General features: G+C 62.6%; 14 protein-coding genes and 2 pseudogenes. 9 read left to right on the top strand and 7 right to left on the bottom strand.

What is annotated here, in order from left to right; translation table 11 throughout:
• Nucleotides 1-699: 699 nt before the first annotated feature.
• Nucleotides 700-1,176: an ArdC family protein gene (locus G8O29_RS17750; RefSeq protein WP_367890198.1), complete on the bottom strand. Its 477-nt coding sequence runs from the start codon at nucleotides 1,174-1,176 to the stop codon at nucleotides 700-702.
• A 184-nt stretch (nucleotides 1,177-1,360) separates the two neighbouring features.
• On the opposite strand from G8O29_RS17750, the gene G8O29_RS17745 reads away from it, so the two are divergent.
• From G8O29_RS17745 to G8O29_RS17725, 6 genes are all read left to right on the top strand, one after another.
• Entirely contained in the window at nucleotides 1,361-1,582 is a 222-nt protein-coding gene (locus tag G8O29_RS17745; RefSeq protein WP_166404544.1) for a helix-turn-helix domain-containing protein, read from the top strand.
• Between the two features lie 123 nt (nucleotides 1,583-1,705).
• On the top strand, nucleotides 1,706-2,110 hold the full coding sequence (locus tag G8O29_RS17740) for an MbcA/ParS/Xre antitoxin family protein (RefSeq protein ID WP_166404543.1): 405 nt from the start codon (nucleotides 1,706-1,708) through the stop codon (nucleotides 2,108-2,110).
• The gene (locus G8O29_RS17735; RefSeq protein ID WP_166404542.1) at nucleotides 2,107-2,796 is read left to right on the top strand and encodes an RES family NAD+ phosphorylase; all 690 of its coding nucleotides are present in this window, start codon (nucleotides 2,107-2,109) and stop codon (nucleotides 2,794-2,796) included. Before G8O29_RS17740 ends, G8O29_RS17735 begins: the two co-directional genes overlap by 4 nt.
• Before the next feature lie 24 nt (nucleotides 2,797-2,820).
• Entirely contained in the window at nucleotides 2,821-3,519 is a 699-nt protein-coding gene (locus G8O29_RS17730) for a type I restriction-modification system subunit M N-terminal domain-containing protein (RefSeq protein ID WP_207623980.1), read from the top strand.
• Nucleotides 3,444-3,728 (top strand): N-6 DNA methylase, encoded by a 285-nt coding sequence (locus tag G8O29_RS18330; RefSeq protein WP_242679185.1) that lies wholly within the window; start codon nucleotides 3,444-3,446, stop codon nucleotides 3,726-3,728. Before G8O29_RS17730 ends, G8O29_RS18330 begins: the two co-directional genes overlap by 76 nt.
• A gap of 37 nt (nucleotides 3,729-3,765) precedes the next feature.
• Nucleotides 3,766-4,206 (top strand): type II toxin-antitoxin system PemK/MazF family toxin, encoded by a 441-nt coding sequence (locus G8O29_RS17725; protein WP_242679184.1) that lies wholly within the window; start codon nucleotides 3,766-3,768, stop codon nucleotides 4,204-4,206.
• Nucleotides 4,207-4,212: 6 nt separating this feature from the next.
• On the opposite strand, the gene G8O29_RS17720 is transcribed toward G8O29_RS17725, so the two are convergent.
• The 5 genes and pseudogenes from G8O29_RS17720 to G8O29_RS17700 all read right to left on the bottom strand — a co-directional run bounded on the left by G8O29_RS17720 (nucleotide 4,213) and on the right by G8O29_RS17700 (nucleotide 7,478).
• A complete protein-coding gene (locus G8O29_RS17720; protein WP_166404541.1) occupies nucleotides 4,213-4,587 on the bottom strand; it encodes a HepT-like ribonuclease domain-containing protein in 375 nt (124 codons plus the stop codon).
• On the bottom strand, nucleotides 4,587-5,036 hold the full coding sequence (locus tag G8O29_RS17715; RefSeq protein WP_166404540.1) for a type II toxin-antitoxin system ParD family antitoxin: 450 nt from the start codon (nucleotides 5,034-5,036) through the stop codon (nucleotides 4,587-4,589). Before G8O29_RS17715 ends, G8O29_RS17720 begins: the two co-directional genes overlap by 1 nt.
• Before the next feature lie 104 nt (nucleotides 5,037-5,140).
• Nucleotides 5,141-5,748: pseudogene (locus tag G8O29_RS17710) on the bottom strand (plasmid pRiA4b ORF-3 family protein).
• A 78-nt stretch (nucleotides 5,749-5,826) separates the two neighbouring features.
• Complete coding sequence (locus G8O29_RS18625) at nucleotides 5,827-6,102, bottom strand: hypothetical protein (protein ID WP_242679183.1); 276 nt, start codon at nucleotides 6,100-6,102, stop codon at nucleotides 5,827-5,829.
• Entirely contained in the window at nucleotides 6,099-7,478 is a 1,380-nt protein-coding gene (locus G8O29_RS17700; RefSeq protein ID WP_242679182.1) for a site-specific integrase, read from the bottom strand. The genes G8O29_RS18625 and G8O29_RS17700 overlap by 4 nt, the downstream gene beginning before the upstream one ends.
• 420 nt (nucleotides 7,479-7,898) lie before the next feature.
• Here G8O29_RS17700 and G8O29_RS17695 point away from each other — a divergent pair, with 420 nt between their 5' ends.
• From G8O29_RS17695 to G8O29_RS17685, 3 genes are read left to right on the top strand one after another with little or no spacing between them, the layout of a single operon-like run.
• Entirely contained in the window at nucleotides 7,899-8,168 is a 270-nt protein-coding gene (locus G8O29_RS17695) for a hypothetical protein (protein ID WP_166404539.1), read from the top strand.
• Nucleotides 8,165-8,491 carry a type II toxin-antitoxin system RelE/ParE family toxin gene (locus G8O29_RS17690; protein WP_166404538.1) on the top strand — a complete coding sequence of 109 codons (327 nt, stop codon included), beginning with the start codon at nucleotides 8,165-8,167 and terminating at the stop codon, nucleotides 8,489-8,491. The genes G8O29_RS17695 and G8O29_RS17690 overlap by 4 nt, the downstream gene beginning before the upstream one ends.
• A gap of 4 nt (nucleotides 8,492-8,495) precedes the next feature.
• Nucleotides 8,496-9,188 carry a UPF0149 family protein gene (locus tag G8O29_RS17685; protein ID WP_166404537.1) on the top strand — a complete coding sequence of 231 codons (693 nt, stop codon included), beginning with the start codon at nucleotides 8,496-8,498 and terminating at the stop codon, nucleotides 9,186-9,188.
• A gap of 10 nt (nucleotides 9,189-9,198) precedes the next feature.
• Here the strand turns inward: G8O29_RS17685 and G8O29_RS17680 are convergent.
• Nucleotides 9,199-9,846: pseudogene (locus G8O29_RS17680) on the bottom strand (DUF2793 domain-containing protein); the annotation flags it as partial.

The following is a 9,846-nucleotide window of genomic DNA, read 5'->3' as shown; positions in this document are numbered from 1 at the left end:
TTCTTCGCCAGGTCGAGCCCGACAGTGGTAACATCCAGCATGACCGTCCTCCTTTGTGGATCCTCGCAGACCCACCTCGGCACATCGATGCCGTCGGGGGGCGGTCACATCATCCGAGCCGACTTGACCATACATATCAACGTTTACGGCATCAACAGTCGCAGCGTTCAACGCTACGATGGCAGTGCCGGCAAGCAGAATGGACTTTTTCATCATCGGTTTCCTTTAAATTACTTGTTAGGAATACCGAGATTTAAGCAATATGATTTGCTGTTGTCGACAAAGATGGGTGACTTTGCTTGTTTTCGACACATGCCTCTATGGCAATTTAGCAACATTCAATACGCAGCGAACTTTATCGAGTGCTTCATAATATTCTCAGGGCACTATTCGATTTGCGCGATACGGAGATAAGGAGATAAGGACTTGCCTCGGAGCCCATTCAGAAATGTACTGATCATCAAGAGGGCAGAAATAGTTGGCGCTGGAGACACGCTGGCGCGCATCGAACGGGCGCGCGCGAAGCACGGTCTTTCAATCCGTTCGATATGCGACGCCGCGGGCGTGTCCTTGACAGCCTACTACCAGTGGCGCGCCGGACGAGGCATCATGCCGGAGACGCAAGCTGCGGTTCGCAGCGCAATCCGGCAATTGACAAAGCGTGCGCAGTCGCAGCTGGAAGCCGAGAAATGAGGCCGCCTAAGCGGCGGCCTCGGTGATGTCGGCGGCTTGCAGCCCGGCGAGGAAGTCGGTTGCCTTGGCGGCGGCGCTGGCGGCGGTGAAGATGGCCTTCTTGTCGGCCTTGAGGACCTTCAGCCAGTTGTCGATGTAGGCGGCGTGGTCGGGACGCGGGGTCAGAGTCACGCCCAGGTCGGCGCAGAGGAAGGCCGCGCCCAACTCGGCCACGAGTTCCTCGACGGCATAGGCGTCATCCCCGAAGCGCTTGCCGAACTGGCGGTCGCAGCGGCGGTCGTGACCCGTCCAGTGGGTCAGCTCGTGCAACAGCGTGGCGTAGTAGCTCTCGGTCGCTGTGCTGGTCCTAGTGCCGAGGAAGCGCTCGCGCTCGGGCATCTGGATGATGTCGTCGGAGGGACGATAGAAGGCGCGCGTGCCGCCGTGGCGGACAGTGGCGCCGGTGCTGGTGACGAAGCGCTCGGCCGCGTCGATAACCTGCACGGGGTCCTTGGGCGCAGGCAGTGCCGGCGCCTCGTAGCCGTCCACCTGGTCGTGTGTGGATGCGCTACGCGCACCTGTCCGAGAGCCATGTCAAGGGCGTGGTCACGCAATTGAACGAGAAGCTGTTTTGAGGCATAAGAAAGGTTCATGCTCCTTTATAGGCCCCGAGACCATGAGGTAACCCATGGTTGACTACAGGGACCTGGCGACCGTGAAGCAGGTAGCGGCGGAAGCGCCGTTCATCACGGAAGCCACGCTGCGCTGGTGGATCTTCCATGCGGAGACGAATGGATTGAAGCCCGCGCTGCTGAAGATCGGTGGCCGGGTCTATATCGACCGCGCCGAAATCAACAAATGGCTGGAGGGCCAGCGCATGGCCCCGAAGCCGTTGAAGCCCGCGGCCTGACACGGCCCCTGTCGACGACTGGAGCCCCGCCCCGTGCGGGGCTTCTTTCGTTTGCACACACCCCTTGCACAAAGTCCATATATGGACCATACTAAGCATTTAACCCACTATTGGAGGCCAGCCATGGCTGCGCACGGACAACCAGCACCTGCGATTAATCGCAAAGGCCTTTCCGGCCCGGCGCTGCGGACCTTCTTTCGCATCGCCGAGCTTTGGGACCTGTCGGTCGACGAGCAAATGACGCTTCTCGGCGTGACCGCGCGCTCGACTTTCTTCAAGTGGAAGAAGGACCCGAACACCGCGCTGCCGAAGGACACGCTGGAGCGCATTTCGTACATCCTGGGCGTTTACAAGGCGCTTCAGATCCTGCTGCCCGACGAGACGGCCGCTGACGCCTGGGTCAAGCGACCGAACCAAGCCCCCCTCTTTGCCGGGAAGTCGGCGCTCGATCGGATGCTTTCAGGCCAAGTTGCGGACCTATTTGTCGTACGGCAGTACCTCGATGCCCAGCGAGGCGGTTGGGCATGACGCTGCCGCTCGCCCACATCGACTGGAAGCCGTGCTGGCGGATCATCCCCAGCCGGTTTCCGCCGATTCAGCTGTTCGAGCGGGTGACCGAGCCGGACGACCTCGAAGCCAGTTTTGAGCTGGAATCGCTGACCAACCCTCGCCTGCGTGATGAAGTGGGCGAAATCAGCCTCGTGCCGCCGGAGGACCGGATCAGCGGCCCCGGCACCAGCATCATCATGGCGGCTTTCACCCACCTCAATCCCGATGGGAGCCGCTTCACTGACGGGACTTTCGGCGTTTTCTACGCGGCCAACGACCTGAAGACGGCCATCGCTGAGACGAGGTACCACCGCGAGCGCTTCATGCTGGCCACCGCACAAGCGCACATGGAACTCGACATGCGCGTCTATGTCATCGACCTCGCGGGCGATCTCCACGACCTGAGGGGACAGAAAGCCGCCTATCCGCTCGTCTATCACAACGACAACTACGCTGCGGCCCAGCACCTGGCGAAGTCGCTGCGCAAGGACGGCTCGAACGGCGTTGCCTACGACAGTGTGCGACGTGACGGCGGGGAGTGCGTGGCCGTGTTTCGCCCGCCCCTGCTCTCCAACGCACGCCAAGAGCGCCACCTTTGCTACGTCTGGGACGGCGCGCGGATAACGACAGTCTACGAGAAACGCGAGCTCGGTAACGGGCGATAAGAAGTTGAAGCCGAAGAGGGCAGCGTGAGCAATCTCAACATCAGCAATTTCATTTGGAACATTGCCGACGATGTTCTTCGGGATGTCTATGTGCGTGGTAAGTATCGCGATGTCATCCTACCGATGACGGTGATACGTCGTCTCGACGCGGTACTTGAGCCGACGAAAGACGCGGTGCTGTCGATGAAGGCCCAACTCGACAAAGCGGGCGTGGCGAACCAGCACGCGGCGCTGTGCCAGGCTTCAGGCGAGGCGTTCTACAACACCTCACAGTTCAGGTTGAGAGACCTTGCGTCCCGCGCGCGCCGTCAGCAGCTCAAGGCCGACTTCGAGGCATATCTCGACGGATTTTCGCCCAACGTCCAGGAGGTTCTGGACAAGTTCAAGTTTCGCAATCAAATCCCGACGCTCATCGAAGCCGATGTGCTCGGCTTCTTGATCGAAAAGTTCCTCGATCCCTCGGTCAATCTCAGCCCGAAACCGGTGCTGCATACGGACGGCACCGTGCGGTTGCCAGGCCTCGACAACCATTCGATGGGGACGATCTTCGAGGAGCTGATCCGTCGGTTCAACGAAGAGAACAATGAGGAGGCTGGCGAACCTTCACCCCGCGCGACGTGGTGGAGCTCATGGCGTACCTCATCTTCATGCCGATCGCCGACGACATCCAGTCCGGCACTTATCTGGTCTATGACGGCGCCTGCGGCACGGGCGGCATGCTGACGGTGGCGGAAGAGACGCTCGTCAAACTGGCTACCGATCACGGGAAGGAGGTTTCGGTACACCTCTACGGACAGGAATCGCAGCCCGAAACCTTCGCCATTAGCAAGGCCGACCTGATCCTGAAGGGGGAAGGCGTTGAAGCCGAGAACATGAGGTTCGGCTCGACGCTGTCACTCGACGCTGTCATCGGATGCTTTCCCGTCGCATGAATTCGATTTCATGCTCTCTAAGGGGGCGGTTGAGAGGTTGTTCGCCGCGATTGATGTCGCCGTGAATAATCAGCGACGCCATTTCGGTGCCGTGTTTGCGCGCGGCCACCTGATAGATTGGCTCAAGGTCCTCAGGATCATCAACGATAAGACGGTTGTCGAGGCGACGGTGATTCTGAACCGGCAGACCGTCCAGAAGCGCTGCGATCGGCGGAAGCGGCGCCACACGAGCCGGTTCGACGGGCGCGGGGTCTTCCTCGCGGTCGTCGTCGACCGGGAACGCCGCCATCGATTGAGGCCGGATGTCCGATACCCGACCCGCGTCGATGTCACGTTCCAACGGAAGAAGGGACAGGTGGTGCTCGACCAGATACAGACGGTGGACAAGGCGCGCCTCGTCAAACATCTCGGCCGCCTGCCGGACGCGCGTTGTCGCGAGGTTGCGGACATTCTTCAGCAGATGTTCGCCTACGAATAAACCACTTCAGGGAGTCAGATCCCGATCTCGCGTTGTCTGCCGAGCAAGTTCGCGACGGATACGGGTGACGGCCGTCTTGAGAGGGACCAAGTCTTTCTTGCACGTTTCCCACAGGATGGTCGGATGACTATCGTGGTAGTCGTGATGCAACACATTCCCGATCCCCGCGATCGCTTTCCACTCGATATCCTTCTCCTTGGCCTTGAGCCGCTCGGGAAGCCGACGGCTCGCCTCGGAGATGATTTCGAGATTGCGCTCGACGAGCTGTTTGGTTCGCCTGTCGGATCGAAAGCTGTCGAAGTCATGACCGGCGATATCGGCCTCGATATTGGCGATGGCTTCGAGAATATGGTCGGCGTGAAGCTTCGGGTCTTTCGCCATCAGAAAACGCTTTCGGCCTCTTGGAATACGCGATCCCTGATGGTCGGCTCGATCCCCTGTCGGGTCACGACATCGACCTTGCGGCCGATGCGTTCTTCGAGAAAATTCTGGACGGAGACGAGACTGACGAGACTGAAGCGGGCATTCGGGTCGACATCGACCAGAACGTCGATATCGCTGTCGGGCCGCGCATTCCCCTGAACGACCGACCCGAAGAGGGCAAGAGAGGTGATCCCTTTCTCGCGGAGCGGCTTTTCCAGTGCAGCGAGCTGGGCGCGCACCTCGTCCTTGCGAGGCGGATTGGCGGGCGGGGATGCTTCCGTAGCAGCCTCTCGTTCGACGAGCAGGCGCAGCCCTTCGCGGATCACCTCGCTGGCATTGCTGTAGAGCCCGGACGCAACCTTGCGTCGGACGAACTCCTCCAGCTTCGTCGTGAGCGAAACGTTCATCGGCCTATACCTCTCCACTAGATAAGATAGGGGTATGTCCGATAATGTCAATCTTTGTTATTTTTTGGTCACGGCCGACTCTGGGCGGAGTTCCCGAAATCAGTTCAGTCAAAGCCCCAGCCTCGCTCCCCGTACAGCGCGCAGATCGCGCCGATCAGCGCATTTGCCTGCGACAAGCTGAATACCTCCGGCTCGAAGCCGCCCGCCCAATCCACCATCTCCCGATGTTCCGGGGGGTCGGGGTCTGCCAGGGCGTTCAGAAACTCAGGATAGCGATAGACGCCGCCGCAATCCTCCGGGCGACATGCGCGCTCGCCGGCGATGCAGCGTGGAAGAGAGCGCACCGACTTGGGCGCCATGATGTCCTCGACCGTCACCACGTGCCTCCAGTCATCGCCGAAATCGTAGACGTAGAGGAACTGCATCCCTTTGGAGAGGATCGCCCGTAGCGTTTGCTTCCGCTCGTCAGCATAACCGTCCTCCGGCCCGAGCTTGTCATCTTCCGGCACCTCGAAGCGCTTCCCGTCATCTCGAACATGTGCAGGTGGTAGTCCTGCCAGCCCATGGCCCCTTGCAGAACGGCATGAAGCTCCCGCAGCGTCAGCGTGGCAGGAACGAGGACGCGCCGCCAGATTGCCGGCTCGATGCCGTCGATCTGAACCTTGAGCTGAAATGCCGTGTTCGCGGCGGCGGGCTTCCTCTCGCTGGGCATCCTCTGCTCCCCTCTGTTGTCGCCATCGATTCTGCCGGTCATTCAAACCGTTCGACGAAACGCCGTGAACACAAGCGATCAGTATTTGTCGAACAGATCGAGGTCGAGCCCGAACGCCCGGCCTCGTTCGCGTTTGCGCTCCCGCTCAAGGCGCTTCTCCTTCGCCACGCGCCAGGCGCGGTGGAGCTGCTCGCGCCGCTCGTCGGCAAGGCGGCTGCGTTCGATCGCCCGTTCGGTGACCCGCGACAGCGCGCGTGCCCGCGCCCTGATCTTCTCCAGCATGGTCTCGCGCAGCATCTGCGGCGAGCCCGCGACGTGCTGGAGTAGTTCGTATTCGCGCACGGCGAGCTTCACCCGGTGCCGCGCGCGCTCGATCTCGGCGCGGGTGTGCTCCAGCCGGTTCTTGGCGTCGCGCCAGCGCTGACGGCGCTCGACGATGTAGCGGAAATACCGTTTGGCCTCCCGCCGGTCGGCCGTGCGGGTGTCGCCCAGCCGGATGCCGCGCACCGCGCCGAGGATGAACGGGTCCTCCTCGACCATCCGCTCGGCGTCGCGGATGCCGAACTTCTCCTCCAGGTCATCCCAGAGCGCCCGCGCCTTGGCGGCGTCCCGATAGGCCTTGCCCAGAATCTCGTCGAGGCTGCCGCTGCGCTTGCCAAACCTTGCGCAAAGGGGCGGCGTACCATCTGAAGCGCCCGATGCCCGAGGATGTCGGCGATCTCCACGAGGCTCGCGCCGTTCATGGCGAGGTAGCTCGCCGTCGAGTGCCGCAGGTCATGGAAGCGGAAATCCTCCAGCCTGGCCGCATCCCGCGCATTCTCCCATGCCTTGCGGATGTCGATGGGCTCCAGCCCGTCCCGGCGCGGGAACAGCCAGCGTGTCTTGGGTGCTCCCTCCAGAGCATCGTAGAAGGCAGTCACCTTGGCGATCTGGCCTTCGAGGACGGTGCGCAGGTGCAGAACCACGGGCACGGCGCGCGTGTCGCCGTTCTTGGTGTCCCGGAGGATGGCCGTGTCGCGGGCTAGGTCGAGGTCCGACAGCGTTATGCCGAGGATTTCGCCCTTCCGCGCGCCCGTGGACAGGGCGAAGACCACGACGGGGTACAGGTGTTCGTTGTCGCTGGTCTTGCAGGCGTCCAGCAGCCGCTTGCGCTCTTCGTCGCTTAAGAACCGCGTGCGCTCGTTCCTGATCTTCGTGATCCGGTTGACGCCATCAAGCGGACTCGCCCCGGTCCAGCCCCACTGGGCGGCATACTTGAACAGCATGGCCAGCGTGTCGCGGTAGTGCTTCAGCGTCTTCGGGTTCTTCGGCCGGGGCGGCTTCTTCGGCTTCTCGCCGTCGACCAGCTTACGCCGCCCGTCGCCCGCCGCAGCCAACTCGCCCATCTTCTCGCTGATCATGTCTGCTGTGATGTAGGCCAGCGCGTAGCCGCCAAGCTCGCGCTCCCAATGGGCGACGAACGACGCCTCGGCCCGCTTGGTCGTCTCCGCCCGGTGGACGAAGACTTCCTTGCGGAACCGGTCGATCACGTCCTGGAGCGTCTTGCTCGCCGCCGTGCGGACGACGTTCTTGAACTCGCCCTTGCGGATGCCCGTCTCGGTCTCCTGCGCCCACTGCTTCGCGTCCGTCAGGCGCTTGAAGGTGCGCACCTGGTCGGGGAACCCCTTCATGCGGACCATGACCCGATAGGACGGGCCTTTCTTGCCTTCGCGCTTCTGGATCGTCGCCATGGAATGCCTCGGGAACCGAGAGAGCGGGCTCACCGCCCAACACGTTTTTGGCACATTTTTGGCACAGTGAGAACCAAAAACTCTCAACAACGGCCTGAAGGGTTCAATCAAAAAACAGCGCTATTCCAGCGCATTGTATGTTGAGCGTTGTTGGAGATTTGTGCCAAGAATGGCTTGCCGCTTGGCTCATAACCTGAAGGCCGCAGGTTCAAATCCTGCCCCCGCAACCAAAAAACTACGCGCTATCAAATACTTCAAAGCCGAGCATAACGCTCGGCTTTCGTCATTCCAAATTCTTGTCAACACCTGGTCAACGTTTGCCGAGCCCCCCATCGACGGGCCCCGCGCGTCCCTCGCTCCCGCCGTTGAAACCGTCGCCGCCTTCCAGTATATGACTCAGTCATACCCTCGGAGGCGCGGATGACTGTAAAGACTACCCTCAGCTTCACCGACCGCCATCACCGGTTCCTTTCGGAGAAGGTGGGGCAGGGCGTGTTCGCGACGCAGAGTGCCGCCGTCGCAGCCGCGCTGGAACAGATGATGCAGGACGAGGAGGAGCGCGGGATCGCCCTGTCGGCGCTCGCGCAGGAAATCCGTGCGCGCATGGAAACACCGCGCGAGGCGTTCATCGGGCAGGACGACGCCTTCGCGGCCGCCCGGGCCACCATTGGCGCTGCGCGTGGAGCGTGACCTGGCGCATCCGCTTCCATCCGCGCGTCGCGCGTGACCTCGACTCCATCGTGCAGTGGATCCTCGACTATGCCGGGCCGGATGTCGCCGCGCGGAAACTGGCCGAGATCGATGCGACCATCGCCACACTGAAGGATACGCCGCACAAGGGCAGCCTCCGCGATGACATCGCCCCCGGCCTGCGTGCGGTTCCGGCCGGGCGGAAAGCCGTCATCGCCTTCGTCGTGGATGACGCCGCCGCCGAAGTCTTGATCTATGCGGTCACCTATGGCGGCGCGGACTGGGCACAGCGCAGCATGCGGCGCCGGAAGGAAAGGAGATAGTGCCATGGGTCATGGCCAGAGACAATTGGCGCAGCTTTCCGAACGCCTGCTCGCCCTGCCGCCCGAAAACGACGGCATGCTGCTGAGCGAGTTCGACGGCTTCGTCGCGGGCATCCTCGTGTGCCCCGAGATGATCCTGCCCAGTGAATGGCTGCCGCTGGTCTGGGGTGACGACATCGCCCCGCATTTTGCCGACATGGATCAGGCGACCGCGACGCTGGATGCCGTGATGGCGCGTTACAGCCGCGTGGCGCGCGGTCTGGCGAAAACCCCGACCGAATATGAAGCCGTCTATGACAAGGATCCTTTGACCGGCGATGTGATGTGGGAGCCCTGGATCACCGGCTTTGAGCGCGCGATGCAGTTGCGCCCGGAAGCCTGGGAGGCAAGCGTCGAGAGCAGCGACGAGGAGATCGCCTCCAGCATTCCCCTGCTTCTGGCCCTGCACGACATTGCCGCAGGCGGGTCCGAACTGGGCGCGGACGCCATCCGGGAACTGGATGCGATGGCCCCGGACATGATCCCCGATCTGGTCGCGAACCTGAATGCCTGGGGGAAGGCGCAAGGCAGGGTGCCGGGACAGGCCCATCTGCCCGGGGCGCCTGTTCCGCGTGCAAAGGTCGGCCGCAACGATCCCTGTCCATGCGGCTCGGGGCGCAAGTTCAAGAAGTGCTGCGGCGCCGAAGCGATCCATTGATCCCCTCTCTTCAGAAATCCGTCTCGAGGTAGACCCCGGCGCAGTCGTAGGCGACGGCGGCGGCCGTCGCGCCGGTGTTCAGGAAGAGGCGCGGCGACAGGAACTGCGTCGCGGCGGGCAGGTCAGCGGTGATCTCCTGCTCAAAGATCGCGCCGGATACCTCGTCGACCACCCGCACCCAGACGGATGACCTTTTCGGCGGGGCGGCGATGAACAGGGTCAGCACGCCGCCGGTTGCGATGCCAAAACTCGCGCCCATGTCGGTCAGGGTCGGCGCCCCCGGCGCCCCGGTGCCGTCATTCGCGACCAATTGCCAGCGGGTGTGGGTAGCACGCTGGAAGCCGATGCCGATGCAGTTGATGGCTGCGGCCAGCGTCAGGGTGGTCGCCAGCGCGGCGGTGGAGCCGTAGAGGCCGAAGAACCCCATGCCTGTGGCTTGCAGGGTCGTCAGCGAAATCCGCGTGACGAAGGTCCAGCCGCCGAGGCCCGCCGCATTGCCTCGCCAGCATGCCCAGCCTGCGGAGCGCTGGTCGGCCACCGAGTCCGCGACTGCCGCCGAGGTCAGCCGCCAGCGGCGCATCGATGCCGCGAGGTTGGTCGAAGCAAGGGTGGGATGCGAGACTGTGCCGACCGAAGTGATGGGCAGACCTTCGGTGGT

Source organism: Rhodobacter calidifons, assembly GCF_011174775.1.
In the GTDB taxonomy this organism is placed as follows: domain Bacteria; phylum Pseudomonadota; class Alphaproteobacteria; order Rhodobacterales; family Rhodobacteraceae; genus Tabrizicola; species Tabrizicola calidifons.
Note: the sequence above shows the minus strand (reverse complement) of the source record. Positions and strands in the feature narration are given on the sequence as shown.

What these genes read in the sequence shown, in the direction of transcription:
- G8O29_RS17745 (WP_166404544.1), top strand. Translation starts at nt 1,361, where the DNA reads ATGGTTGACTACAGGGACCTGGCGACCGTGAAGCAGGTAGCGGCGGAA.
- G8O29_RS17740 (WP_166404543.1), top strand. Translation starts at nt 1,706, where the DNA reads ATGGCTGCGCACGGACAACCAGCACCTGCGATTAATCGCAAAGGCCTT.
- G8O29_RS17735 (WP_166404542.1), top strand. Translation starts at nt 2,107, where the DNA reads ATGACGCTGCCGCTCGCCCACATCGACTGGAAGCCGTGCTGGCGGATC.
- G8O29_RS18330 (WP_242679185.1), top strand. Translation starts at nt 3,444, where the DNA reads ATGCCGATCGCCGACGACATCCAGTCCGGCACTTATCTGGTCTATGAC.
- G8O29_RS17720 (WP_166404541.1), bottom strand. Translation starts at nt 4,587, where the DNA reads ATGGCGAAAGACCCGAAGCTTCACGCCGACCATATTCTCGAAGCCATC.
- G8O29_RS17715 (WP_166404540.1), bottom strand. Translation starts at nt 5,036, where the DNA reads ATGAACGTTTCGCTCACGACGAAGCTGGAGGAGTTCGTCCGACGCAAG.
- G8O29_RS17700 (WP_242679182.1), bottom strand. Translation starts at nt 7,478, where the DNA reads ATGGCGACGATCCAGAAGCGCGAAGGCAAGAAAGGCCCGTCCTATCGG.
- G8O29_RS17695 (WP_166404539.1), top strand. Translation starts at nt 7,899, where the DNA reads ATGACTGTAAAGACTACCCTCAGCTTCACCGACCGCCATCACCGGTTC.
- G8O29_RS17685 (WP_166404537.1), top strand. Translation starts at nt 8,496, where the DNA reads ATGGGTCATGGCCAGAGACAATTGGCGCAGCTTTCCGAACGCCTGCTC.